The following is a 24662-nucleotide window of genomic DNA, read 5'->3' on the forward strand; positions in this document are numbered from 1 at the left end:
TTCAATAATTGATGCACAGCGCGCATGAACGACCTTCGACAGCTTCGCCATTTCGTTGCCCTTGCCGAATACGGCCATTTCGCCCGTGCGGCAGAAGCGGTCAATCTCAGCCAGCCAGCACTCAGCCGTAGCATCCAGGCACTGGAGGCGAACCTGGGATGCAGCCTGCTGGACCGAGGGCCAAGGCAGATCAGCCTGACCGCCCATGGCCGATTGGTGCTGGAGCATGCCCGAAGACTGCTGGACGGCAGCCGTGCGCTGCACAGCGCCGTGGCCCAACTGGAAAACCTCGACAGCGGCGAGTTGCATCTGGGTGCAGGCCCCTACCCCGCCGCACGCCTCGTGCCACGCGCCCTGGGACGGTTCGCCAGCCAGCATCCGGGGGTGCGAGTGCAGCTCAGCCTGGAAAACTGGCACCGCTTGCGCCGCCAACTGCTGGATGACGCCATCGAGATGTTCGTCGCCGACATCCGCGAGCTCGACGGCGATCCCCTGCTGGACATCATTCCCCTGCGCCGCCATCCCGGCACCCTTTTCTGCCGCCCCGACCATCCACTGCTCGAGCAGGATCAGGTGCGGCTGACCGACCTGGCCCGCTATGCACTGGCCGGTACGCAACTGCCGATGGAAGTGGCGCGGGCAATCGGCGAGCTCGCGGGCAACGAAAAACCGCTGGGCATCGAGTGCGACAACTTCATGGTGCTGAAGGCGGTAGTCGCCGACAGCGACGTGGTCAGCATGGCGCCTTGGGATGTGGTCGCCGAAGACGTGATGGCTGGTCGACTGGCCGTGCTGGAGCCCCTTGCCAGCACCAGGACCCTATCGGCCTACGGCGTGGTCAGTCATGCCGCGCGCAGCCTGTCTCCGGCTGCGCGGGCAATGCGTGATCTCTTGCTGGAAGAGGACAGCCGCTTTCCTTCCGGCTAGCGCCGGTTCTCCATCGACCAGTTACCGCGGTTGTTGTAGCGGGGATTGTTGTGCGGGCGTGCTTCGTAGCCCGGCTGCACCCGGTACTGCTGGCGGTAATTGTTCCGCCGATAGTCGTTCTGATGATTGGTCGGCGGACGATAGCCCGGCTGGCGGTCATTGCGGCCCCAGGTCTGCAGCCGCGGGGTGTAGTCGTGACGACGTTCCTGGAAATTGTCCCGGGGCTGCTGGTAGTAGCGCCGGTCGTTACGGTACTTGCGGTCGTCGTAATAGCGCTTGTCGTAACGGTGCTTGTCGGACTTGTAGTAGTCCTTGCGGCCATCGTAGTTGCGGCGGTCGTAATAGCGGCGCTCGTAGTAACCATCGTCGTAACGCTGATCGACGATGCGGTATGTCGTCCTTGGTGAGTCGTGGTAGTAACGGTGCACACGGTAGTCGTCGTCGCCGTAGTAGCGGCGACCGTAGTAGTCGTTGTCGTAGTCATAGACGGCACAGCCGCCCAGGGTCAGGGTCAGTACGGCAAGGAAGAATGATCGGTAGGACATGGCGGCCTCCTTCGACCGCGAGGGGCGACGCAGACAGATGTCGGCGCCTGGGATTGCTCCCACTGCGTTGGACAACCGGTCCTACAGAACAGCCTGCGCTGCCTGTCGGAAAAATCCTTTACCAGTTGTTGCCGCGCACCAAGTTGACGCCGCACGCCCCATCAGCGGGCACCCCGCCTGGCCTGGAACGACACGCGAATTCCCATAAGCCCCGTGCCAGACGCGTTGCGCAATCTTGGCACGCCCTTCGCTTTGGCAATGTCGTGCAGGAGCTACTCGGGCGACCGGGTTCGCGGCACCACAATATGCAATGGCTGGCTAGGGTTCCGGTCCGCGAAAGCGGATGACTGGTCCGAGAGCTGGCGACCTCCAGCGAGGTTACACGGCGGGACAAAAGCCCGGGAGAACGCGCCCCTTTACAGGGAAGTGCCGCGCAGCTCCGCCCGCCCTAAACCGAACTGGAGGTCCTCCATGCGCAAGTCTCGTCTGTTCGCCCTCGCCGTTGCCGGTCTCGCCGCCGCCCTCAGCTTCAACACCTCCGCCGCCCAGAAAGACAGCTTCAACGTCTGCTGGACCATCTACGCCGGCTGGATGCCCTGGGAGTACGGCGCCACCAAAGGCATCGTCGACAAGTGGGCGAAGAAGTACGGCATCGAAATCAAGGTCACCCAGCTCAACGACTACGTCGAATCCATCAACCAGTACACAGCTGGCCAGTTCGACGGCTGCACCATGACCAACATGGATGCCCTGACCATTCCCGCCGCTGGTGGCGTGGATAGCACCGCGCTGATCGTCGGCGACTTCTCCAACGGCAACGATGGCGTCGTGGTGAAGGGCGAAGGCAAGACCCTGGCCGACCTCAAGGACATGCCCATCAACCTGGTGGAATTGTCCGTGTCCCACTACCTGCTGGCCCGCGCCCTGGAGCGCGCCGACCTTTCCGAGAAAGACGTGCAAGTGGTGAACACCTCCGACGCCGACATCGCCGCCGCCTTCGACACCGCCGAGGTCCAGGCCGTGACCACCTGGAACCCAATGCTCGCCGACATCAAGGCCAAGCCCGACACCAGCCTGGTGTTCGACTCCAGCAAGGTGCCCGGCGAGATCATGGACATGATGGTGGTGAACACCGAGACCCTGAAGGACAACCCGGCCCTGGGCAAGGCACTCACCGGCGCCTGGTTCGAGATCGTCGCCCTGATGAAGGCCGGTAATGCAGAAAGTGCCGCTGCCCTGGAGCACATGGCCAAGGCCTCCGGTACCGACCTTGCCGGTTACCAGGCGCAACTGGACGCCACCCGCCTGTTCCACACCCCGGCCGATGCGCTGGCCTTCGTCACCAGCCCGAAACTGCCGGCCACCATGGACAAGGTGGCCAGTTTCAGTTTCCACCACGGCCTGCTGGGCGAAGGCGCCAAGGATGCCAGCGCCGTCGGCATGAGCTTCGCCAAGGGCGTGGTCACCGGTGACAAGGGCAACGTGAAACTGCGCTTCGACCCGACCTACGTGCAGATGGCTGCCGACGGCAAGCTCTGACCTCCGGTCCTCGTCCGTAGGTTGGCGCTGAGCGAAGACCAACACCGCAATGTTGGACCTCGTACCTCGGACCAACCTACGCCGCCTCTCCGAACCGAGTAACCGCCATGCGCCTGATCAACCGCCAACCGGACCGCGCCGGACGCCTGATCCTGGTCCTGCTGCCGTTCGCCCTGCTGCTGTTCGCCTACTTCACAGGCTCGGCGGCCCGGCTGACGGAGAATCCCAACGACAAGCTGCTCCCCAGCGCGGCACAGATGGCCGACGCCGTGGAACGCCTGGCGTTCACCGAAGACAAGCGCAGCGGCGACTACCTGTTCTGGAAGGACTCCGCCTCAAGCCTGAAACGCCTGGCGCTGGGGCTGTCCATCGCCGCGCTGCTGGGCCTGGCACTGGGCATCGCCGCCGGCACCCTGCCGCTGTTCGGTGCCCCCTTGTCGCCCCTGTTGACGGTGCTGTCGATGATTCCGCCACTGGCGATCCTGCCGATCCTGTTCATCGTCTTCGGCCTGGGCGAGCTGTCCAAGGTGATGCTGATCGTCATCGGCGTGGCCCCCTGCATCGCCCGCGACCTGGAGCAGCGCGCGCGGGAAATCCCCCGTGAACTGCTGATCAAGGCACAGACGCTCGGTGCCAACACTTGGACGCTGATCCTGCGGGTGGTGCTGCCGCAACTGATGCCGCGCCTGCTCATCTCCCTGCGCCTGGTGCTGGGCTCGGCCTGGCTGTTCCTGATTGCCGCCGAAGCCATCGCCTCCACCGATGGCCTGGGCTACCGCATTTTCCTGGTCCGCCGCTACCTGGCCATGGACGTGATCCTCCCCTACGTGGTGTGGATCACCTTCCTCGCCTGGCTGATGGACCTGGGCCTGCGCCAGCTGACCCGGCTGGCCTTCCCCTGGTACGAAGGAGCCAAGGCATGAGTTTCATCAGCGTCCGCAATGTCTGGCAGGAGTACGACGACCAGGTCGTGCTGGAGAACCTCGACCTGTCGGTGAATGAAGGCGAGTTCTGCACCCTGGTCGGCGCTTCCGGCTGCGGCAAATCCACCTTCCTGCGCATGCTGCTGGGCCAGGAAACGCCCAGCCGCGGCAGCATCCTGCTCGACGGTAAACCGCTGGCCGCCGAGCCCGATGCCAGCCGCGGCGTTGTGTTCCAGCGCTATTCGGTGTTCCCCCACCTGAGTGTGCTGGACAACGTCGCCCTCGGCCTGGAACTGCCTCGCTCGCCCCTGCTCGGCCGGCTGTTCGGCGGCGCCAAGCGCGCCGCCCGCGAGGAGGCCGCCGCGATCCTCGCCAAGGTCGGTCTGAGTCATGCCTTGGACAAGTACCCCAGCCAACTTTCCGGCGGCATGCAACAACGCCTGGCCATAGCACAGGCGCTGATCATGAAACCCCGCGTGCTGCTGCTGGACGAGCCCTTCGGCGCCCTCGACCCAGGCATCCGCAAGGACATGCAGGAGCTGTTGCTCGGACTCTGGAACGAAACCCGGCTGACCGTATTCATGGTCACCCACGACCTCTCTGAAGGCTTCAGCCTGGGCACCCGGTTGCTGGTTTTCGACAAGGTGCGCCAGGACCCACACGCCCCCTACGCCTTCGGCGCGCGCGTGACCTACGACATTCCCCTTAACAGCGACCGCCGTGCCGCCCGCGCGGCGGTCGAGGCCCTGCCGGAGCGAGTCACCGCCGCCCTGCAGCCCGCCATCGCCCACTGACAAGGAGCCTGCCCATGACCGCATCCCTGGCCCTGAGCCCAACCCTCTATGAAGAAACCGTCCCCGGTGGCGGCCACACCTCCTTCGTACTCAAGCGTGGCCAGCAACTACGCATCACCGATATCGAAGGCGGCGCCAACGTCAGCCTGTTGCTGCTCAACGCCTCCGAGAAGAGCGAGCGCCTCAACCTGCCGGACAGCCTCAAGTGCCAACACACCGCCAAGCTCACCGCCGGCCACTGCCTCTACTCCGACATGGGTCGGGTACTGGCCGCCATCACCGCTGACACCTGCGGCTGGCACGACAGCTTCGGCGGCGTGCTCAACGCGGATGAAGTGAAGGAAAAGTACGGTGCCGGGCGTTACCAGGAGTTGCGCAACGGTTTCTTCCGTAACGGTGTGGATAACCTGCTGGTGGAGATGGGCAAGTGGGACCTGAACCTGCAGGACCTGCTGATGTGCCTGAATCTGTTCAGCAAGGTCACCGTGGACAGCGACGGCTGCTTCCACTTCCAGCCGGGCAACTCCAAGGCCGGTGACTACATCGAGCTCTACGCGCCCATGGACACGCTGGTGGTGCTCACCGCCCTGCAGCACCCCATGGACCCTGCTCCGGAATATGCACCCAAGCCGGTGCAACTCACCTGGCAGCAAGTACAAAGCGACGGCATCACCCTGCTCTGCCGCACCTCGCGCCCGGAGAACGGTCGCGGCTTCCACAACACCGAACGCCTGTACATCTGAGGGCCACCGACATGCACCTGACCCACAGCGAAAAACATTCCGAAGCTGCCGTGTACCGCGCCGTCATTGCCGCCGGCGAACCCTTCATGACCGAAGTGAAGGCCGGTCAGACCGTTCGCCTGCTGGACCTGGAAGGCAACCAGGCGGTGGACACCCTCTTCTACAGCGCACGCAACCCACGCGAGCGTTACGACGTGCAGCGCACCCTTCGTAGGCAGAACCGCGTCTACCTCAGCGCCGGCAGCGTGCTCTATTCCAACCTCGGCAACCCGATGCTGACTCTCACCGCCGACACCTGCGGCCGCCACGACACCCTCGGCGGCGCCTGCGCCCAGGAAAGCAACACCGTGCGCTACGCCCTGGACAAGCGCTACATGCACAGCTGCCGCGATAACTTCCTGCGCGCCAGCCTGCACGACGGCCGCCTCACCAAGCGCGACATCAGCGCCAACATCAACTTCTTCATGAACGTACCGGTCACCCCGGAAGGCGGCCTGACCTTCGAGGACGGCATCTCCGCCGCTGGCAAGTACGTCGAGCTCAAGGCGCACATGGACATCATCGTGCTGATCTCCAACTGCCCTCAGCTGAACAACCCCTGCAACGCCTACAACCCCACTCCCGCCGAGGTGCTGGTATGGGACTGAAACGCCTGCGCGCCTGGCTGTTCCTGATCTGCCAGAGCCGGTCGGGGCAGTGCCTGAATTCCCCCACTTCGAAGCCGGACCAGTAGGAGCCAGCTCTGCTGGCGAAGCCTTTCGCGAGTAGAGCTCGCTCCTACGGACGACACCGAAATTCCAGCCACGGACGACCGTGGTGCAGACGAATAAGACGGGACGGCCCGTCACCCCTTTCGAGGGTTCTGCAATGTTCGACAAACTCCTGATCGCCAACCGCGGTGCCATCGCCTGCCGCATCCTGCGTACCCTGCGCCAGCTCGACGTCCGCGGCGTAGCCGTGTATTCCGAAGCCGACGCCGCCAGCCTGCATATCCAGCAGGCAGACCAGGCGATCAGCCTGGGCGACGGTCCGGCCGCCAACACCTATCTGGTGGTCGACAAGATCCTCGCGGCCGCACGCAGCAGTGGTGCCCAGGCCATCCACCCCGGCTACGGCTTCCTCTCCGAAAACGCCGCCTTCGCCGAAGCCTGCGAGGCCGCCGGCATCGCCTTCGTCGGCCCGACGCCTGAGCAGCTGCGCGTGTTCGGCCTCAAGCACACGGCCCGCGCCCTGGCCAAACAGCACGACGTGCCGATGCTCGAAGGCACCGAACTGCTGGAAGACCTCACCGCGGCCCTCGCCGCCGGCGAACAGGTGGGTTACCCGGTGATGCTGAAAAGCACAGCCGGCGGCGGAGGCATCGGCATGCGCGTATGCCGCTCGGCCACAGAGTTGAGCGAGGCCTTCGAGGCCGTGAAGCGACTCGGGCAGAACAACTTCAGCGACTCCGGCGTGTTCATCGAGAAGTACATCCAGCGCGCACGCCATCTGGAAGTACAGGTATTCGGCGACGGCCGCGGCGAGGTTATCGCCCTGGGCGTGCGCGACTGCTCGGTGCAACGTCGCAACCAGAAGGTGCTGGAAGAAACCCCCGCACCCAACCTGCCCGCCGGCATGGCTGACGAGCTATGCGCCGCCGCTATCAAGCTGGCCAAGGCGGTTAGCTACCGCAGTGCCGGTACCGTGGAGTTCGTCTACGACAGCGAGGCCGAGCGCTTCTACTTCCTCGAAGTGAACACCCGCCTGCAGGTGGAACACGGTGTCACCGAACAGGTCTGGGGCGTCGACCTGGTTCGCTGGATGATCGAGCTGGCCGCCGGCACCCTGCCGCCCCTGGCCGACCTAGTGGCGAGCCTCGCCCCGAGCGGGCATGCCATCCAGGCTCGGCTCTATGCCGAAGACCCTGGCCGCGATTTCCAGCCCTGCCCCGGTCTGCTCACCGCAGTCGCCTTCCCCAAGGCCGATGGCAAGCGCCTGCGCATCGACACCTGGGTGGAGGCGGGTTGCGAAATCCCCCCCTACTTCGACCCGATGATCGCCAAGCTCATCAGCTGGGCGCCGAGCCGAGAGCAAGCCAGCAACGAGCTGGACCAGGCGCTGGCCGACACTACGCTCTACGGCGTGGAATCCAACCGCAGTTTCCTGCGGCAGATCCTGGCTGATGCGCCCTTTGCCAGCGGCTCGCCCTGGACCCGTTGCCTGGACGGGCTCAGCTATCGCGCGAACACCTTCGAAGTGCTCGGCGCCGGCACCCAGACCACGGTGCAGGACTACCCCGGCCGACTCGGTTACTGGGCGGTAGGTGTGCCGCCGTCCGGCCCCATGGACAGTCGCGCCTTGCGCCTGGGCAATCGTCTTCTGGGTAACGCCGAGGGCGAGGCCGGGCTGGAAGTCACCATGAGCGGCCCAACCCTGCGCTTCAATACCGACGCCGTGGTGGCAGTCACCGGCGCGCCGATTCCGCTGACCCTCGACGGCCAGCCGCAGCCGATGGACACCGCCTTGTTCGTGCCTGCCGGCGCCACCCTTGCGCTTGGCACGATCGCCGGAGCCGGGGCGCGCAGCTACCTCTGCGTACGCGGTGGCCTGCAAGTGCCGGATTATCTCGGCAGCAAAAGCACCTTCACCCTCGGCCAGTTCGGCGGCCACGGCGGCCGCGCCCTGCGTGCCGGCGATGTCCTGCACCTCCCGCAGCTAGCTGACCACAGCGCTGGCCAGACGCTGGAACTGCACACTGAACTGCCCGAGGTGCGCACGCTGCGGGTGATCTACGGCCCCCACGGAGCCCCGGAGTACTTCACCCCGGCCTACATCGACACCTTCTTCGCCACCGACTGGGAAGTGCACTTCAACTCCAGCCGCACCGGCGTGCGCCTGATCGGGCCGAAGCCCGAATGGGTGCGCGAGAGCGGCGGCGAAGCCGGCCTGCATCCTTCCAACATTCACGACAATCCCTATGCCATCGGCGCGGTGGATTTCACCGGCGACATGCCAGTGATCCTTGGCCCGGACGGCCCCAGCCTGGGCGGCTTCGTCTGCCCGGTGACGATTATCGAAGCGGACCTCTGGCAGCTCGGGCAGTTGAAGGCCGGGGACAAGGTAAGGTTCGTGGCGGTGAGCATCGCGCAGGCACGTGAACTGGCTCGGACACTGCTGCGTAGGAGCGAGATTGCTCGCGAACATCCCAGCGTCGAATTCGCGAGCAAGCTCGCTCCTACAAGCTCACCGATCGTGCTCGACCTCGGCCAGTCCGACAAACGTCTGGTCGCCCGTCTCTCCGGTGACACCCACCTGCTGCTGGAGATCGGCGCGCCGGAGCTGGACCTGGTGCTGCGCTTCCGCGCCCATGCGCTGATGCAGGCACTGGAGGCCCGTACCCTGGATGGCGTGATCGACCTGACACCGGGAATCCGTTCCCTGCAGGTCCACTACCAGCCGGAAACGCTGCCCCTGGATACGCTGCTGCAGACCATCGCCGGACTCTGGGATGGCGTCTGTGCCGCCGGCGACCTGAAAGTGCCGTCGCGCATCGTCCATTTGCCGCTTTCCTGGGACGACCCGGCCTGCCAACTGGCCATCGAGAAGTACATGACCACCGTGCGCAAGGATGCGCCCTGGTGCCCGAGCAACCTGGAGTTCATCCGCCGCATCAACGACCTGCCGAACCTGGATGAAGTGCAGCGCACCGTGTTCGATGCCAGTTACCTGGTGATGGGCCTGGGCGACGTCTACCTCGGTGCCCCGGTGGCCACGCCGCTGGACCCGCGCCACCGCCTGGTGACCACCAAGTACAACCCGGCGCGCACCTGGACCGCCGAGAACTCGGTGGGTATCGGCGGCGCCTACATGTGCGTCTATGGCATGGAAGGCCCCGGCGGCTACCAGTTCGTCGGCCGCACCCTGCAGATGTGGAACCGCTACCGCGACGTCGAAGCCTTCGATGGCAAGCCCTGGCTGCTGCGATTCTTCGACCAGATCCGCTTCTACCCCGTCTCAGCCGAAGAACTGCTGAAGATTCGCCGCGACTTCCCCCTCGGCCGCTATCCACTGCGCATCGAGGAGAGCGAGCTTTGCCTGGCCGACTACCAGGCCTTCCTCACCCGCGAAGCCGAGGGCATCGCCGCCTTCCGCAGCCAGCAGCAGGCTGCCTTCAATGCCGAGCGGGAGCGCTGGATCGCTTCCGGGCAGGCCCATTTCGACAGCGAGGAGATCGCCGCCGACCTGGGTGAAGACACCCCATTGAGCGCCGGCCAGCACGCGGTGGAAAGTCATATCGCCGGCAACCTCTGGCAGGTGCAGGTGGAAGAAGGCGCCAGCGTGAAGGCCGGGGACATCCTGGTGATCCTCGAATCCATGAAGATGGAAATCCCCCTCACCGCTCCCCGCGACGGCGTGGTGCGTGAAGTGCGGGTGCAGCCGGGTTCGCCGGTACGCGCCGGGCAACGGGTGGTGGTGATGGAGGAGGCCTGAGGCCACCGGGATGTTTTATCTGTAGGGGCGAATTCATTCGCCCCTACAGATATATGCAGTGCTCATTGCCGGCCCCCATCCGCACACCTAGAGTTCAAGCGGCACCGCACGCAAAAGGACCCGCAATGCCGCCGCTCAGCCGCGACCAGGCACAACACCGCGCCGACGATATCCAGGCCTTCTGCCGGGAAGTCGAACGCCTGCACGATGAGCAGGTGCTGCTGCTCTCCCCCGAACAGATCGACCGCCTCGGCGAACACCATCGCCAGTTGCTGGCGAACTACCGCGACACGTTCGACATAGATCCGGACGCCCAGGCCCGGCGTCTGTCCCTCGGCATGCGCATCGCGTCCCTGCTGGGCGCTCTGGCGCTGGCGGCCAGCCTGCTGTTCTTCTTCTACCAGTTCTGGGGGCTGTTCCCGGAAACCGCCCAGGTAGGCATCCTCGTCGGCTTTTCCCTGGGCAGCCTTCTGCTGACCCTGCTGCTGCGCCAGCGTGACCAGACCTCTTACTTCACCAGATTGACGACGGTCCTGGCGTTCGCCTGCTTCGTATTGAACGTGGTCATGCTGGGTCAGATCTTCAACATCACGCCCAGCGACAAGGCCTTGCTGCCCTGGGCCGCCTACGCCCTGCTGCTGGCCTACGCTTGCGAGGTTCGTCTACTGCTCGGTGCGGGCCTCGGCTGCATCATGGCCCTGATCGCCACCCGGCTGACAAGCTGGAGCGGCCTCTACTGGCTGGACTGCACCGAACGTCCGGAACACCTGCTGCCCGCTGGACTGCTGATTTTCCTGCTACCGCAGCTCTTCTCCCAGGCGCGCTACAGTGGCTTCGCTGCGATCTACCGGGTCATGGGCATGCTCGGCCTGTTCGTGCCGGTGCTGATATTGGCCAACTGGGCGTACGGCAGTTACCTGCCCTGGTCCCGCGATGCAGTGGAAAGCCTTTACCAGCTCGTCGGCTTCGTTGGCGCCGCGCTGGCTATCTGGCTCGGCAACCGCCGCGACTGGCCGGAAGTGATGCACACCGGCGTGCTGTTCTTCGTGCTCTTCCTCTTCATCAAACTGTTCGACTGGTGGTGGGAGGTGATGCCGAAGTACCTGTTCTTCCTCGTCGTGGGGCTCGTCGCCGTGCTGCTTCTACTGGTGCTCGGCCGCCTGCGCCGAGCCCACAAGGGAGACCAGCGAGCATGAAAATGCGTACCGCATTGCTGGGCGGCCTGGCGCTGATCGGACTCACCAATGCCATTACCCTGGGTGGCGTGTGGATCAATCGCGGCGGCGAGCCGGACAGCCGCCTGCTGCTTTCCGAACGCGAACTGCGCCGCTCCCTCGACTGGACCATGCGCGAGAACAGTAGCCTGGCCCTACGCCTGGACTGGCGACGCCCCAGCGACCCGAAGGGTGACGACCGCTACGAGCGCCTGCTGCTCGATGAGTCCGCGCTGCTGAAACTTGGCTTCACGGTTGGCGACCGCGAACAGATGCGCTTCGACAACCGCAATCGCGAGGTGCTGGTGGTGCTCGAGCTCGATGGCCCTGCACGCAAGGCCGAGCTTGAGCGCGCCCGGCAGCGACAGCAGACCGCCGAGAGCGAGCTGCGCGCAGCGCCCGCAGACAAGCGTCGAGAGGACGCCGAACGCGCGGCCCGCGACTATGTTGAACAGGAAGAGAGACGCGAAAGCCGCCTGTTCGCGGTGGATGCGGGACAGGACCGCGAGGCCCTGCGGGGCCGCTACCCCGATCGCAGCCGCTATGCCATCGTGCCCGGCAACGTCAGTGCATGGGTTCGCGACGGACGCCTCACCGGCCAGATCAGCAGCCTGCGTATCTCCGAGATCAACGTGCCCCATGCCTGGCGCAAGCCGCTGGACGAGGAGTTAGTGCGCGACCCTAACGGCGCCGTACCTCCGCGCTTCCGGCTCTGGCTCAGCATCGGTCAGCGCCTGGAACCCTGGATCGATTCGGCCCCGGAGTTTCCGCGTGGCGGTCGTCAAGCAACACCCGAAGACGCCGATAGCCTGGCGTCAAGTACCCGTCCGTGACGATCTCGTCGACGAACGCTAGCATTGCGCCACTAGCCTGAGGTCAAGTAGTCCGATGCCGTTTCCCGAAGTCACGAAGCAACGCCACCGCCTGTTGGTTCTCGCCCTGGTACTGCTGCTCGGCGGCGGATTCCTGGCCACCTCGCTGGTCAGCTACCAGGCATCGCTCAAGTCCATTCGCAGCAGCATCGTCAACACCGAGTTGCCGCTCACCTCGGACAACGTCTATTCGGAAATCCAGAAGGACCTGGTCCGGCCTATCCTGATTTCCTCGATGATGAGCCGCGATACCTTCGTGCGTGACTGGGTGATGCAAGGCGAGAAGAATGTCGAGCCCATGACCCGCTACCTGCGTGAAGTGCAGCAGCACTATGGTGCCTTCACCTCCTTCTTCATTTCCGACCGAACCCTCACCTACTACCAGACCAAGGGCGTGCTCAAGCAGGTGAACCCTAAGGAGCCGCGTGACATCTGGTACTTCCGTGTACGGGACATGAAGGAGCCGTACGAGATCAATGTCGACGTGGACATGGCCAACCAGGACCGGCTGACCATCTTCATCAACTACAAGGTGTTCGATTACGACGGCAAGTTCCTTGGCGCCACCGGCGTCGGCCTGACGGTGGACGCGGTGATCAAGCTGATAGACGAATACCAGCGCCGCTACGACCGCAGTGTCTATTTCGTCGATACCACCGGACGCATCGTCCTGACCGGTGCCGATGGTGGTCCTCTGGGCGCGCGGGTCGGTCAGTCGCTGGCCGACGTACCGGGGCTTGAGGAACTGCAGGCCCGGCTGGGGCGCCCGCAGACCGGCAAGTTCGCGTATCACGAACGTGGTCGCGACCATTACCTGAACGTGCGTTACATTCCCGAACTGGATTGGTACCTGTTCGTCGACAAGCACGAAGACGGCCTGCTCACCGGCCTGCGCAACACCCTCTACCTCAACCTGCTGATCTGCCTGATCGTGACCAGCATCATCCTGGTGCTGGTAATCCGCCTGATGCGCCGCTACCAGCGCAGCATCGCCGCCCTGGCCACCACCGACAGCCTGACCGGGCTTCCCAACCGGCGCGGCTTCGAGCTACTCGCCGGCCAGGCGCTGCAGGAGGCCCGGCGCGAGCGCAAACCCCTGGCAGCCCTGCTGCTGGACCTCGACCACTTCAAGATGCTCAACGATACCTACGGCCACCAGGCCGGCGACCAGGTGCTGCAGGGCTTCGCCCAGAACCTGCGCGACAGCCTTCGCCAAGCGGACATCATCTGTCGCTGGGGCGGCGAGGAATTCATCATTCTGCTCAAGGACACCGGTAGCGCCACGGCCCACCAGTTGGCGGAGAAGGTTCGCCTCGAAGTAGCCGCCCAGCGCTACCCGTTCAAGGGCGTGAACCTCCACGTGACCACCAGCATCGGCCTGGCCGACATGCACCCGGAAGACGCCCTCGACAGCCTGATCGGCCGCGCTGACCGGGGCCTGTATCGCGCCAAGCAGTCGGGGCGCAATTGCGTGTGTGTAGAGCCATCAGGCAACCACAGTGTGCTCTAGGTCAGTGCTCGCGAGCGTGCTGGGAGGTGCCGCCTCAGGCGGCGCCCTCGATGTAGCGGCTGATGGGCCTCTCGATCAACGACCACTGCGCGGATGACTCCGCTAACGGCAGGACCCGTGAACGGTTGTCGTCACGCGCAAACACTTGCCTGGCCATATCGCCCACCAGCCAGTTAGCAGTGTTGCAGGCCACTACTCGGCCTTCGGCGTTTACGATCAGCGCTTCCTTGTCCGTGCGCATCAGCCCGGCGAGCAGTACTCGCTCGAACTCGTGCAGGGCGATGTCCGCAGCCGCCACCCCCACGAATCGACCGTCGACGTGGATAGGTACGGAGAAGGCCATGATGTACTGGTCGGCGCCATAGAGATCGACGAACGGCCCCTCGACCCAGGGCTGGCCTGTCTCCCGAGGCCGGGAAAACCAAGGCATGCCCTGATAGTTGTAGAAGCTCTCGCTGCGTCGATTGAGGTTGAGCAGCATGGGCGTGACCTTGCCCGCCGGAGCTCTGCACCACCACTCCAGGTGCATCTCCTGATCAGCCAGCTCGCCCGGTTCCAGCACCACTCCGGTGCCGTGAATGCAGTTGCGCTCCTGCTGCAAGCGGGCCTGGATCGCCGGACGCAAGGCACAGAGATCCCGGGTAGTGGGCTTGCGACCCTCAGCCTGCAATTGCTTCCAGATCGCGACTACGTCCTCGGCCAGCAGATTCAACTGTGCAAACAGGTTACCGATCGAAGCATTGATGAGAACTGCACACTCGCTGAGCTGATCCACCTGCACATCTCGGGACATAGCCTGGGCCTCGTCTGGCTCTTGTTATTAGGTTTCGGATAAGTTCATGTCGCGCTTGCCGCCACGTCGCAACGCATTACCGGCGAAATCCCGAGCAAGTGCCGTGCCATTCAGATCTCTGCGCTGAGCAGCTGCAAACGCAGATTGATCAGGCGTTTGATTCCCCGCGTCACATGCGCTTCCGCCAGCGCGCCGGCCAGGTTCGCATCAGTAGCGACGATGGCGTCGGCGATCGCTCGATGTTCCAGCACCAGGCCTTCGACAGCGAGAGGGCCATCGGGAGATAGCCACAACAACTCTCCCAGTTCGGCCTGCAGGTTCATTTCTGCATGGGTCAGGCGCACCGATTGCGCGGCAACGGCCACTTCAAGGTGGAAGCGCGCGTCGGCGCGACGCTGCTCCTGACGCGACGATGCCTGGCGCAGCGCGTCGATATAGACCTCCAGGCGGGCATGGTGCTGGGCCGACGAGCGCTGCGCGGCCAGCCTTGCGGCAGCGCCGGAAATCGCCACATGCTCATCGCACAGGTCGCGCAACTCCAGCGCACTCATGGCCTTGAGCTGAGCGAACAACGCCTCGTCCTTGGTAGCAGGCGGTGCACAGACGAAGCTGCCACCATTGCGTCCCCGGCGAGTCTCGATCACGCCACGTTCGCGCAAGCTCGCCAGGGCGTCGCGCAGCGTGACGGTCGCGACCCCGAACTGGGTGGCCAAGTCACTCTCGCTGGGCAGTTGCTCGCCCTCACTGAACAACCCGAGTTCGACCAACTCGATCAAACGACGCGCCACTTCCTCCGTACGCCCTTCCTGGCGCAGGCGCATGAAATTGGCAGGTCGGACGTTCTTCAACTCGTTCATAGGCGGCTAAGCCGAATACCTCCCTGGCTTGGTACACGTGCGTGAGTCACACCCATGGCGGGTGATGCTGCGGGCCATTATGGCCATCGCCGGACAGGCCGCAATTAAAAATTTATTTTCATATCTTTCAATCAAAACCTGAAGAAAGACTGACTCTAAAGCGGTCAAGACTCGGGTAAATACGGCAAACAATCGACAGAAACCCCACCAGGATGTCGCTGTATTGGCAGGACCGAAAACATAAGATATGGTTTTAAATGTTTTAGCAACCTACCCGCCAAAACCGCCCCACGCACGCCCTGGCAGCCCTGACTGTCGCTAGCCGTGCCGGGATTCTCCAGAGGAGCACACCCGCGATGACCGAACTGACCCGAGCCGACTGGGAAGAACGCGCCAGCCGGCTGAGAATCGAAGGCCGCGCCTTCATCCAAGGTGAGTATGTGGAAGCTGCCAGCGGCGATACCTTCGACTGCATCAGCCCGGTCGATGGACGCCTGCTCTGCAAGGTCGCCAGTAGCGGCGAGGCGGATGCGATGCGGGCAGTTGCCTCAGCCCGTGCAACCTTCGACTCCGGCCTCTGGTCTCGCCTGGCACCGGTCGAGCGCAAGCAGGCGATGATCCGCTTCGCCGAGCTGATCGATGCCCACGCCGAGGAACTGGCCCTGCTGGAAACCCTGGACATGGGTAAACCGATCAGCGACTCGCTGAACGTTGACCTTCCTTGCGCGGTAGACGCCATTCGCTGGAGCGCCGAAGCCATCGACAAGGTCTACGACGAAGTGGCCGCAACGCCTCATGACCAACTGGGCCTGGTGACCCGTGAGCCGGTGGGGGTTGTTGCCGCCATCGTGCCGTGGAACTTCCCCCTGCTGATGACCTGCTGGAAGCTAGGCCCTGCGCTAGCTACCGGTAACTCGGTGGTCCTCAAGCCGTCCGAACGCTCCCCGCTGACCGCCATTCGCCTGGCCCAGTTGGCCTGTGATGCCGGCATCCCGGCTGGCGTGCTGAACGTGCTGCCAGGCTTCGGCCACAGTGTGGGCAAGGCTCTGGCCCTGCACATGGATGTCGACACCCTGGCCTTTACCGGCTCCACCCGCACCGCCAAGCAGCTGCTGATCAATTCTGGCGAATCCAACATGAAGCGCGTCTGGCTGGAAGCCGGCGGCAAGAGCCCGAACATCGTCTTCGCTGACGCCCCTGACCTGCAGGCCGCCGCCGAAGCCGCTGCCGGCGCCATCGCCTTCAACCAGGGCGAAGTCTGCACCGCGGGTTCGCGCCTGCTGGTAGAGCGCTCCATCAAGGACAAGTTCGTGCCCATGGTGGTCGACGCGATCAAGGCCTGGAAGCCGGGCAACCCATTGGACCCGGCGACCAACGTCGGTGCCCTGGTGGACAGCCAGCAACTGGACATCGTGCTTGGCTACATCGAATCCGGCCACGCCGACGGTGCCAAGCTGGTGGCTGGCGGCAAACGTGTGCTGGAAGAAACCGGCGGCACCTACGTCGAGCCGACCATCTTCGACGGCGTGGACAACGCCATGCGCATCGCCAAGGAAGAAATCTTTGGCCCGGTGCTCTCGGTCATCGCCTTCGACAGCGAAGAAGAAGCGGTCGCCATCGCCAACGACACCATCTACGGCCTGGCCGCGGCGGTGTGGACCAGCAACCTGTCCCGCGCCCACCTGGTCGGCAAGGCCCTGCGCGCTGGCAGCGTCTGGATCAACCAGTACGACGGCGGCGACATGACCGCGCCCTTCGGCGGCTTCAAACAGTCCGGCAACGGCCGCGACAAGTCGCTGCACGCCTTCGACAAGTACACCGAGCTGAAAGCGACCTGGATCAAGCTCTGACCTATGGCAGGTGGCAACCGGACGGGGAGAGGTCCGGTTGCCACCCTCAACGAAGAGACCACCGGCGGCGCGCGGCCGCCTTATCACCGCTTCTTGTTCGATACCGATACAAAACCAATAAAGGAACCGACCGATGAGCAATGCACCCAGCAAGGCTGCAGTGGCTGACCGGGACGCGGAGCAATTACGCGCCCTGGGCTACACGTCCAACTTCGAACGCAGCATGAGCCTTTGGGAGAACTTTGCCCTGGGCTTCACCTACCTGTCCCCGGTGGTGGGGGTCTATACCCTGTTCGGCCTGTGTCTGGCGGCCGGAGGCCCACCGATGTTCTGGTCCTACCTGCTGGTGGGCATCGGTCAGTTGCTGGTGTGCCTCGTGTTCTGTGAAGTAGTTTCGCAATTCCCCATCTCCGGTGGCGTCTATCCCTGGGCACGGCGCCTGGTGGGCAAGCGCTGGGCCTGGATGGTGGGCTGGCTTTACTCCGTCTCGCTCTGCGTGACCATCGCTGCAGTCGCCCTCGGTGCCGGCCCCTACATCGCCAACCTGCTTGGCTTCGAGCCCACGGCCGTCACCAATACGCTGATCGCCCTTGGCCTGACCCTGATAGCGACCCTGTTGAACCTGAGCGGCACGAAACTACTGGCCCGTGTGGCGATGTTCGGCTTCATCTGCGAATTGCTGGGCGCCCTGGTAATCGGTGGCTACCTGCTGATCTTCGAGCGCCACCAACCTATCAGCGTGCTGTTCAACACGTTCGACATCAGCATCGACGGCAGCTACTGGCCCGCGTTCCTCACGGCGTCGTTGGCCGGCATGTTCCTCTACTACGGCTTCGAGGCTTGCGGCGACGTTGCCGAGGAAACACCGAACCCGAGCAAGCGCATTCCCAAGGCCATGCGCATGACCGTCTATATCGGCGGCGGCGCTGCCATGTTTGCGGCGATAGCGCTGATCCTCGCGGTGCCGGACATGGCCAAGGTGATTTCGGGCGAAGACAGCGACCCGATGTCCACCATCCTCAACAACGCTTTCGGCCCCCTCGGGTCGCGACTGGTCATGGCGGTGATCATCGTTTCCTTCGTCTCTTGCGTACTGAGCCTGCAGGCCGCAGCAAGCCGGCTGCTGTACTCCTATGCGCGTGACGAGATGGTCATGGGCAGTTCGCTGCTCAAGCGTCTGTCGCCCAACACCCATGTACCGGCCGCTGCACTGGTAGTCTGCGGCCTGCTGCCGGCCGCCATCGTCTGCGCGGGCTTCTTCTTGCAGAATGCCATCGCCGCAGTGGTTGCCTTCGCCGCGATCGGCATCTACCTGTCATTCCAGATGATCGTTGGCGGCGCGCTGTTCGCTCGCGTCCGCGGCTGGCAACCGAGCGGGCAATTCACCCTGGGCAACTGGGGTTGGGTCGTCAACATTGCGGCCCTGATCTACGGCGTGCTGGCCATCGTCAACATGTCCTGGCCGCGCACTCCGGACGCGCCGTGGTACGTCAATTACGGAATCGTCGTCACAGCGGCCGTAATCATTGCAATCGGCCTGCTCTACATGCTCGTACTCAAGCCTTACGACCGCGGCCAGGCCCCTGCTGGGGACGCGTGGAAACTGTCGACGCCAGCGCTGGAGAGCGAGCCGGCACGTTGAGTCAAACAGGGTGGGGCTGCCAGGCCCCGCCCTCCCCGCCTTCAAGCCAGCAGTGCCACCGACTTGATCTGCGCCCAGAGGGTCTGGCCAGGGTAGAGGCCAAGCTGGTCACGGGAGAAGCGGGTGATGCGCGCCAGCATGGGCGTGCCATCCACATCGAGACGCACCAGCACGTGGGCTGGATTGGCGGCCGGAGACTCTTCCACCATCCGTGCCGGCAATAGGTTGAGGATGCTGCTGTCGCGCTGTTTCTCCAGGCTCAGGCTGACGTCCCGCGCCAGCACCCGGAAGCGCAGGGAGCGGCTTTCGGCAACCGGCGAATGGGCCACCCTCACGCTGAGAGAGCTACCGGGCAACGCCAGGGTCAGCAACTGGTACTGGGCATCGAAACCCTGCACCCGCCCTTCGATCACCACACCGGCCTCGTCTTCCTGCGCGGTGGGAAGATCCAGGCGGGCGAGGGTCTGCTCCAGCGGCCCGCTGGCCAGCACCTGGCCGTTATCCAGCAGCACCAGGTGATCGGCCAGGCGCGCCACTTCATCCGGCGAATGGCTGACGTAGAGGACCGGGATGTCCAACTCGTCATGCAGGCGCTCCAGGTAGGGCAGGATCTCGCCCTTGCGCTTGAGGTCCAGCGCCGCCAGGGGCTCATCCATCAACAGCAGGCGCGGACTGGTCAGCAGGGCACGGGCAATGCCGACACGCTGGCGCTCGCCGCCGGACAAACCGTCCGGCATGCGCTCGAGCAGATGGCTGATACCCAGAAGTTTCACCGCCTGCTCCAACGCGACACGGCGCTCCCGCGCGGGTATACGCCGCTGGCCGAACTCCAGATTACGCAGGACCGAGAGATGTTCGAACAGGCTGGCTTCCTGGAACACATACCCCAGGGGGCGCTTGTGGGTGGGCAGGAAATGGCCACGGGCACTGTCCTGCCAGACCTCCCCATTGATCTCCAGGTAGCCCTCGGCGGCGCGCTCCAGGCCCGCGATGCAGCGCAGCAGGCTGGTCTTGCCCGATCCGGAGTGGCCGAACAGGGCGCTGACGCCACGGCCAGGTAGTTCGAGATCGGTCTCCAGGACAAAGTCCGGATGGCGCAGGCGGAATCGCGCGCGAATCTGTTGCATAAGTCAGGTCCAGCCGGGTTTCAGGCGTCGGCTGGTATTCAGCGCCAGCAGGATGAGGAAGGAGAACAACAGCATGCCGCCGGCCAACCAGTGGGCTTGGGCGTACTCCATGGCTTCGACGTGATCGAAGATCTGCACCGAGACCACGCGGGTCTTCTCCGGAATGTTGCCGCCAATCATCAGCACTACGCCGAACTCACCCACGGTATGGGCGAAGCCGAGGATGGACGCGGTGACGAAACCTGGCCTGGCCAGTGGCAGGACCACCGAGAAAAAGGTGTCCCAAGGACTGGCTCGCAGTGTGGCGGCTACTTCCAGCGGACGTTGGCCGATGGTGGTGAAGGCGTTCTGCAGGGGCTGCACGACAAAGGGCATGGAATAGATCACCGAACCCACCACCAGGCCGGCAAAGGTGAAGGGCAAGGTGCCGAGGCCTAGGCTCTGGGTGAACTGGCCGATGAACCCGTGGGGTCCCATGCTGACGAGCAAATAGAAACCGATGACCGTAGGCGGTAGCACCAGCGGCAGGGCGACCACGGCTGCGACTGTCCCCTTCAGGCGTGAACGGGTGCGCGCCAGCCACCAGGCGATAGGAGTGCCCACCACGAGCAGGAGCAGCGTGGTGAGGGTGGCAAGTTCCAGGGTCAGCCAGATGGCGGCCAGATCGGTACGGTCGAGGGGAAAGCTCATGGGTTGGCCGAATGATCACTTTTCGCTGTGTTGCGAACTATATAGCGAAGCTGCGTAGCCAGCCAGAATCAGGCTTAACCCCACCCCGGTCCGCTGCGGTGCAGGGCGTTGTCCGCGTCGAACAAGAGTTGCTCAAGGTCCTGCGCTCGCGAGGATTCGGCATGGCCGATTCGCAGGGTCAGGCTCTGCTCAGTCGCGCGATTGAAAGCACCAAGACCAGCACGCAGGCGCTGCAGGACGGCATTCGGATCGCCATAACCGGAAGTCAGCACAAGGAACTCCCCGCCCCCGAGGCGCGCCAACAGGTCACCGCGCCGGAACTGCGCCCGAAGCATGCGAGCGGCAGTCAGCGGCAGGCTCTCACCTGGCCCGCTGTCGTTGCTGCCAACCAGCAGGTGGAGCAACAGGCAAGGTGTGTCGCGCTGGCGTGAGGCGTCCAGTTCTCCGGCGGCGTGGTGCAGGAAACCGAGACGGTTGTGCAGGCCGGTGAGCTCATCGGTCATGGAGAAGCGCTGGATGTCCTGTTCGACCCGCTCGCGCTCGCAGGCTTCGTCATAGAGCAGCCGGTTGGCGGCGACCAGGTCCTGGGTACGGGCGATGACGCGCTGCTCCAGTTCGTTGTAGAGCTGGACATTCTCCATGGCCACCGAGGTGGAGTCCGCCAGGGCCTGCAACAGACCGACCTCCCGAACACTCGCCATGCGCGGGGTGGCCCAGTAGGTGCCGATCGCCCCCACCGGGGCCATGCTGCGCATGGGCACCATCACCAGGCTTTTGACGAAGGTGGGGCGGTAGGCGTCGTGGGGGATGCGTGGGTCCTGGTAGATATCTTCGATCACTGCGGGCTCGCGGTTGATCATCGCCCAGCCGCTGATGCAGGTTTCCATGGGAAAGCGCAGGCCCTTCCACAGCGGTGAGATGGCGTCCTCATCCTTGTAGAAGCAGCGATCACCGTCACGCAGGACGAAGGTGGCACCATCCGCCCCTACCAGTTCCCGCGCAGCGCTGCGCACGATCTCTGCGATACGGTCGAGATCGCGGGCCAGGGACAATTCCTGAATGGCCCGTACCAGGCATTCGAGATTGCGTTCATAGCTGACAGCGGAACCTTCCATAGACCCACGCCTCCAGTCCGGAGCGAAGACGCCCCGGATTCATATCAGCACAGAGCTTCAGTCCTTGCGAGAGGGCGACAGCAATTCGATCTTGTAGCCGTCGGGATCTTCCACGAAGGCCAGGATACTGGTGCCGTGCTTCATCGGCCCCGGCTCACGGGTGATCTTGCCACCACGGGCACGGATGTCCTCGCAGGCCTTGTAGACATCGTCCACTTCCAGCGCGATGTGGCCATAGGCAGTGCCCAGCTCGTATTTATCCACACCCCAGTTGTAGGTGAGTTCGATCACGCTGTTGTGGGCTTCGTCGCCGTAGCCGACGAACGCGAGGGTGAACTGGCCGTCCGGATAGTCCTTGCGACGCAGCAGGGTCATGCCTAGCACTTCGGTGTAGAAGGCGATGGATTTGTCCAGGTCGCCGACGCGCAGCATGGTATGCAGCAGTCTCATCGTTGCTTCCTCATCGGTTGCCCGTTTTGCCGGGCTATAAATGCGAACCCCGGCTCGTGGCCGGGGTTCGTAGGCTCATGCTGACAAGCTTATCAGAACAGCTTGCGGCCCTTGCCTGCAGCGATGCGCATGCGCAGGGCGTTGAGCTTGATGAAGCCAGCGGCGTCGGCCTGATTGTAGGCGCCGGCATCGTCCTCGAAGGTGGCGATGTTGGCGTCGAACAGGGAGTCGTCGGACTTGCGACCGACCACGATGACGTTACCCTTGTAAAGCTTCAGGCGTACCACACCGTTCACGTTGGTCTGGGAGGCGTCGATCATCTGCTGCAGCATCAGACGCTCCGGGCTCCACCAGTAACCGGTGTAGATCAGGCTGGCGTACTTCGGCATCAGCTCGTCTTTCAGGTGCGCGACTTCGCGGTCCAGGGTAATGGACTCGATAGCGCGGTGGGCACGAAGCATGATGGTGCCGCCGGGGGTCTCGTAGCAGCCACGGGACTTCATGCCGACATAACGGTTCTCGACGATGTCGAGGCGGCCGATGCCGTTGATGCCGCCGACGCGGTTCAGCTCGGTCAGCACCTGGGCCGGAGTCAGTTCCTTGCCGTCGATGGCGACGATGTCACCATTGCGATAGGTCAGTTCGATGTAGGTCGGGGTATCCGGCGCCTTTTCCGGGGAAGTGGTCCACTTCCACATGTCTTCTTCGTGCTCGGTCCAGGTGTCTTCCAGCACGCCGCCTTCATAGGAGATATGCAGCAGGTTGGCGTCCATGGAGTACGGGGACTTCTTCTTGCCGTGGCGCTCGATCGGGATGGCGTGCTTCTCGGCATAGTCCATCAGCTTCTCGCGGGACAGCAGGTCCCACTCGCGCCAGGGAGCGATCACTTTCACGCCCGGCTTCAGTGCATAGGCACCCAGTTCGAAACGCACCTGGTCGTTGCCCTTGCCGGTGGCGCCGTGGGAGATGGCGTCGGCGCCGGTCTCGTTGGCGATTTCGATCAGGCGCTTGGCGATCAGCGGACGGGCGATGGAGGTGCCCAGCAGGTACTCGCCTTCATAGATGGTGTTGGCGCGGAACATCGGGAATACGAAGTCGCGAACGAATTCTTCGCGCAGGTCATCGATGTAGATTTCCTTGACGCCCATCGCCTGGGCCTTGGCGCGGGCCGGCTCGACCTCTTCGCCCTGGCCGAGGTCAGCGGTGAAGGTCACTACTTCGCAGTTATAGGTATCTTGCAGCCACTTGAGGATCACCGAGGTGTCCAGGCCACCGGAATAAGCCAGGACAACCTTCTTCACGTCCGCCATGCCATCAACTCCACGGGGGTTGTACGAAAAACCCGTGATTCTACTGACCCTGGCGGTCAAATTACAGTGGCGCGACAGCTTATGACGACGAGGCGACAGAATCTGTCGACTGTGCGACGAGCGGCAGGGTCAGGAACCGCTCGGGGTCTTGGGGGCGGGAGCAGCACCCTGGACGCCCGGAGCGGGAGCCGGGCCGGTCGGAGCGGCGTCGGGAACGCCAGGCTTGACGGGATCCGGCGCCTCCGCCGGAGCAGGAGCAGGAGCGGGCGCTGCGGCCGGCGCCTCCACAGGCAGGTCGACGCGCGACAACTGCACGGTGGCTCGGCGATTCTTGGCCCGGTTGGCCGAGCTGTTGTTCGGCGCCAGCGGATAGCGCTCACCATGGAAGCGCATGACCATTTGCGCCTCGGGGAAACCGTTGGCCTTGAAGTAGTCGTACACCACCAGGGCGCGGCGGCGCGAGAGGTCGCGGTTGGTCAGACGATTGCCGCTGTTGTCGGAATGGCCATCGATCTCGATGTGATTGACGCTTGGATCAGCCTTGATGAAGTCGAGCATGATTTCCAGCTTCGCCCGCGCGATATCGTCCAGCTCCATGCCGCCCCCCGGAAAGCCGACCTGCACATGCTTGACCTGGTCGAAGTTCACCGGCAGCAGCTTGGCGGTGCACGCGAGATAATCCTGGTAGGCCTGGTTGAATTTCACCGGCAGCAGGCGCACTTCCATGGCGTCGCCGCCCTGCAGGGTGCGATGGCGTATCAGAGGGCTGCGGCCCTCCATCAGGCCGGCAAGCAGACGCCCGGCCTGCTGCTGGGAACTGTTGAAGGGCACCTCACCGCCGCCGACGCTGACCACACCAAGGTTGATATCGCCCCTGCCCGGCTGCCAGGGCGCTGCAGCCGCCAGCAAGGTCGCTGACCCCGCCCCCATCCAGCGTTCGTGAGCCTTCAGGCGGAAAGTGGCCTGCTCGCCGGCACGACGCACGAACTCACCCGCACCGAAGTCCGTGATGGATTGCGAAAGGCGGCATTCGAACTTGTCACCCTCGACTTTCCACTCCACCTTCTCCAGGCGAGTCTGGAATGTGATGGCCATGGCCGGCAGGCTGGCGAGCAAACTCAGGATGGCGAGATAACGCTGGCGCACGGCTGGCTCCACGGGGAATTACGGCGTTCCTGCTGGATATCGGTGGCGCTCGACAAAACTTGAGCGCGGATTTACCTGCGCACTCGCCCGAGGATTAGGCCCTGCGTGCCCCTGCAGGGCTTTTCCGGTAGCATGTCCGCCCAGT

At 64.0% G+C, this 24662-nt stretch carries 21 protein-coding genes and 1 riboswitch; of the genes, 12 read left to right on the plus strand and 9 right to left on the minus strand.

Annotated features, from left to right (window positions below; all coding sequences use genetic code 11):
* The first annotated feature begins 24 nt into the window (after nt 1–24).
* Nucleotides 25–927 (plus strand): LysR family transcriptional regulator, encoded by a 903-nt coding sequence (locus D6Z43_RS12595; protein WP_120652529.1) that lies wholly within the window; start codon nt 25–27, stop codon nt 925–927.
* On the opposite strand, the gene D6Z43_RS12600 is transcribed toward D6Z43_RS12595, so the two are convergent.
* Entirely contained in the window at nt 924–1472 is a 549-nt protein-coding gene (locus tag D6Z43_RS12600; RefSeq protein WP_120652530.1) for a hypothetical protein, read from the minus strand. The genes D6Z43_RS12595 and D6Z43_RS12600 overlap by 4 nt on opposite strands.
* Nucleotides 1473–1779: 307 nt before the next feature.
* Nucleotides 1780–1879: riboswitch (guanidine-I (ykkC/yxkD leader) on the plus strand.
* Between the two features lie 64 nt (nt 1880–1943).
* Between D6Z43_RS12600 and D6Z43_RS12605 the strand changes: the two genes are divergently transcribed.
* From D6Z43_RS12605 to D6Z43_RS12645, 9 genes are all read left to right on the plus strand, one after another.
* Complete coding sequence (locus D6Z43_RS12605; protein ID WP_120652531.1) at nt 1944–3011, plus strand: putative urea ABC transporter substrate-binding protein; 1068 nt, start codon at nt 1944–1946, stop codon at nt 3009–3011.
* A 107-nt stretch (nt 3012–3118) separates the two neighbouring features.
* Nucleotides 3119–3934: an ABC transporter permease gene (locus tag D6Z43_RS12610; protein ID WP_120652532.1), complete on the plus strand. Its 816-nt coding sequence runs from the start codon at nt 3119–3121 to the stop codon at nt 3932–3934.
* A complete protein-coding gene (locus D6Z43_RS12615; protein ID WP_120652533.1) occupies nt 3931–4728 on the plus strand; it encodes an ABC transporter ATP-binding protein in 798 nt (265 codons plus the stop codon). The genes D6Z43_RS12610 and D6Z43_RS12615 overlap by 4 nt, the downstream gene beginning before the upstream one ends.
* Before the next feature lie 14 nt (nt 4729–4742).
* Nucleotides 4743–5471, plus strand: a complete 729-nt coding sequence (locus tag D6Z43_RS12620) for an urea amidolyase associated protein UAAP1 (RefSeq protein ID WP_120652534.1) — start codon at nt 4743–4745, stop codon at nt 5469–5471.
* Between the two features lie 11 nt (nt 5472–5482).
* The gene (locus tag D6Z43_RS12625) at nt 5483–6118 is read left to right on the plus strand and encodes an urea amidolyase associated protein UAAP2 (RefSeq protein ID WP_120652535.1); all 636 of its coding nucleotides are present in this window, start codon (nt 5483–5485) and stop codon (nt 6116–6118) included.
* A gap of 220 nt (nt 6119–6338) precedes the next feature.
* Nucleotides 6339–9941: an urea carboxylase gene (gene uca, locus D6Z43_RS12630; protein WP_120652536.1), complete on the plus strand. Its 3603-nt coding sequence runs from the start codon at nt 6339–6341 to the stop codon at nt 9939–9941.
* Between the two features lie 125 nt (nt 9942–10066).
* Nucleotides 10067–11137: a DUF2157 domain-containing protein gene (locus D6Z43_RS12635; RefSeq protein WP_120652537.1), complete on the plus strand. Its 1071-nt coding sequence runs from the start codon at nt 10067–10069 to the stop codon at nt 11135–11137.
* A complete protein-coding gene (locus D6Z43_RS12640) occupies nt 11134–11988 on the plus strand; it encodes a DUF4824 family protein (protein WP_120652538.1) in 855 nt (284 codons plus the stop codon). Before D6Z43_RS12635 ends, D6Z43_RS12640 begins: the two co-directional genes overlap by 4 nt.
* Nucleotides 11989–12043: 55 nt before the next feature.
* Complete coding sequence (locus D6Z43_RS12645; protein WP_120652539.1) at nt 12044–13537, plus strand: sensor domain-containing diguanylate cyclase; 1494 nt, start codon at nt 12044–12046, stop codon at nt 13535–13537.
* 34 nt (nt 13538–13571) lie between these two features.
* Here D6Z43_RS12645 and D6Z43_RS12650 read toward each other — a convergent pair whose 3' ends face one another.
* The gene (locus tag D6Z43_RS12650) at nt 13572–14330 is read right to left on the minus strand and encodes a cache domain-containing protein (RefSeq protein ID WP_120652540.1); all 759 of its coding nucleotides are present in this window, start codon (nt 14328–14330) and stop codon (nt 13572–13574) included.
* A gap of 110 nt (nt 14331–14440) precedes the next feature.
* Entirely contained in the window at nt 14441–15187 is a 747-nt protein-coding gene (locus D6Z43_RS12655) for a FadR/GntR family transcriptional regulator (RefSeq protein ID WP_256661000.1), read from the minus strand.
* Nucleotides 15188–15543: 356 nt separating this feature from the next.
* On the opposite strand from D6Z43_RS12655, the gene D6Z43_RS12660 reads away from it, so the two are divergent.
* Together D6Z43_RS12660 and D6Z43_RS12665 are read left to right on the plus strand one after the other, a co-directional pair.
* Nucleotides 15544–17037 (plus strand): aldehyde dehydrogenase, encoded by a 1494-nt coding sequence (locus D6Z43_RS12660; RefSeq protein WP_120652541.1) that lies wholly within the window; start codon nt 15544–15546, stop codon nt 17035–17037.
* A gap of 133 nt (nt 17038–17170) precedes the next feature.
* On the plus strand, nt 17171–18679 hold the full coding sequence (locus D6Z43_RS12665; protein WP_120652542.1) for an APC family permease: 1509 nt from the start codon (nt 17171–17173) through the stop codon (nt 18677–18679).
* Nucleotides 18680–18720: 41 nt separating this feature from the next.
* Here the strand turns inward: D6Z43_RS12665 and modC are convergent, their stop codons facing one another.
* The 6 genes from modC to D6Z43_RS12695 form a co-directional block, all read right to left on the minus strand.
* On the minus strand, nt 18721–19806 hold the full coding sequence (gene modC / locus D6Z43_RS12670) for a molybdenum ABC transporter ATP-binding protein (protein ID WP_120652543.1): 1086 nt from the start codon (nt 19804–19806) through the stop codon (nt 18721–18723).
* A gap of 3 nt (nt 19807–19809) precedes the next feature.
* Nucleotides 19810–20496: a molybdate ABC transporter permease subunit gene (gene modB, locus D6Z43_RS12675; RefSeq protein ID WP_120652544.1), complete on the minus strand. Its 687-nt coding sequence runs from the start codon at nt 20494–20496 to the stop codon at nt 19810–19812.
* 74 nt (nt 20497–20570) lie between these two features.
* A complete protein-coding gene (locus D6Z43_RS12680) occupies nt 20571–21611 on the minus strand; it encodes a sensor domain-containing diguanylate cyclase (protein ID WP_120652545.1) in 1041 nt (346 codons plus the stop codon).
* 57 nt (nt 21612–21668) lie between these two features.
* Nucleotides 21669–22061 carry a lactoylglutathione lyase gene (gene gloA / locus D6Z43_RS12685; RefSeq protein ID WP_120652546.1) on the minus strand — a complete coding sequence of 131 codons (393 nt, stop codon included), beginning with the start codon at nt 22059–22061 and terminating at the stop codon, nt 21669–21671.
* A gap of 92 nt (nt 22062–22153) precedes the next feature.
* Entirely contained in the window at nt 22154–23371 is a 1218-nt protein-coding gene (locus D6Z43_RS12690; protein WP_120652547.1) for an argininosuccinate synthase, read from the minus strand.
* Between the two features lie 129 nt (nt 23372–23500).
* Nucleotides 23501–24517, minus strand: coding sequence for an OmpA family protein (locus tag D6Z43_RS12695; RefSeq protein WP_174235583.1), 1017 nt, complete (start codon nt 24515–24517; stop codon nt 23501–23503).
* Nucleotides 24518–24662: the final 145 nt, after the last annotated feature.

This window comes from Pseudomonas sp. DY-1, from assembly GCF_003626975.1.
Classification (GTDB): domain Bacteria; phylum Pseudomonadota; class Gammaproteobacteria; order Pseudomonadales; family Pseudomonadaceae; genus Metapseudomonas.

Bases quoted from the DNA above. Each gene is read 5' to 3' on its own strand.
- D6Z43_RS12615 (WP_120652533.1), top strand. From the start codon at position 3,931: ATGAGTTTCATCAGCGTCCGCAATGTCTGGCAGGAGTACGACGACCAG.
- gloA (WP_120652546.1), bottom strand. From the start codon at position 22,061: ATGAGACTGCTGCATACCATGCTGCGCGTCGGCGACCTGGACAAATCC.
- D6Z43_RS12680 (WP_120652545.1), bottom strand. From the start codon at position 21,611: ATGGAAGGTTCCGCTGTCAGCTATGAACGCAATCTCGAATGCCTGGTA.
- D6Z43_RS12660 (WP_120652541.1), top strand. From the start codon at position 15,544: ATGACCGAACTGACCCGAGCCGACTGGGAAGAACGCGCCAGCCGGCTG.
- D6Z43_RS12665 (WP_120652542.1), top strand. From the start codon at position 17,171: ATGAGCAATGCACCCAGCAAGGCTGCAGTGGCTGACCGGGACGCGGAG.
- D6Z43_RS12610 (WP_120652532.1), top strand. From the start codon at position 3,119: ATGCGCCTGATCAACCGCCAACCGGACCGCGCCGGACGCCTGATCCTG.
- D6Z43_RS12605 (WP_120652531.1), top strand. From the start codon at position 1,944: ATGCGCAAGTCTCGTCTGTTCGCCCTCGCCGTTGCCGGTCTCGCCGCC.
- D6Z43_RS12600 (WP_120652530.1), bottom strand. From the start codon at position 1,472: ATGTCCTACCGATCATTCTTCCTTGCCGTACTGACCCTGACCCTGGGC.
- modB (WP_120652544.1), bottom strand. From the start codon at position 20,496: ATGAGCTTTCCCCTCGACCGTACCGATCTGGCCGCCATCTGGCTGACC.
- D6Z43_RS12625 (WP_120652535.1), top strand. From the start codon at position 5,483: ATGCACCTGACCCACAGCGAAAAACATTCCGAAGCTGCCGTGTACCGC.
- D6Z43_RS12595 (WP_120652529.1), top strand. From the start codon at position 25: ATGAACGACCTTCGACAGCTTCGCCATTTCGTTGCCCTTGCCGAATAC.
- D6Z43_RS12655 (WP_256661000.1), bottom strand. From the start codon at position 15,187: ATGAACGAGTTGAAGAACGTCCGACCTGCCAATTTCATGCGCCTGCGC.
- uca (WP_120652536.1), top strand. From the start codon at position 6,339: ATGTTCGACAAACTCCTGATCGCCAACCGCGGTGCCATCGCCTGCCGC.
- D6Z43_RS12650 (WP_120652540.1), bottom strand. From the start codon at position 14,330: ATGTCCCGAGATGTGCAGGTGGATCAGCTCAGCGAGTGTGCAGTTCTC.
- D6Z43_RS12640 (WP_120652538.1), top strand. From the start codon at position 11,134: ATGAAAATGCGTACCGCATTGCTGGGCGGCCTGGCGCTGATCGGACTC.
- modC (WP_120652543.1), bottom strand. From the start codon at position 19,806: ATGCAACAGATTCGCGCGCGATTCCGCCTGCGCCATCCGGACTTTGTC.
- D6Z43_RS12690 (WP_120652547.1), bottom strand. From the start codon at position 23,371: ATGGCGGACGTGAAGAAGGTTGTCCTGGCTTATTCCGGTGGCCTGGAC.
- D6Z43_RS12620 (WP_120652534.1), top strand. From the start codon at position 4,743: ATGACCGCATCCCTGGCCCTGAGCCCAACCCTCTATGAAGAAACCGTC.
- D6Z43_RS12635 (WP_120652537.1), top strand. From the start codon at position 10,067: ATGCCGCCGCTCAGCCGCGACCAGGCACAACACCGCGCCGACGATATC.
- D6Z43_RS12645 (WP_120652539.1), top strand. From the start codon at position 12,044: ATGCCGTTTCCCGAAGTCACGAAGCAACGCCACCGCCTGTTGGTTCTC.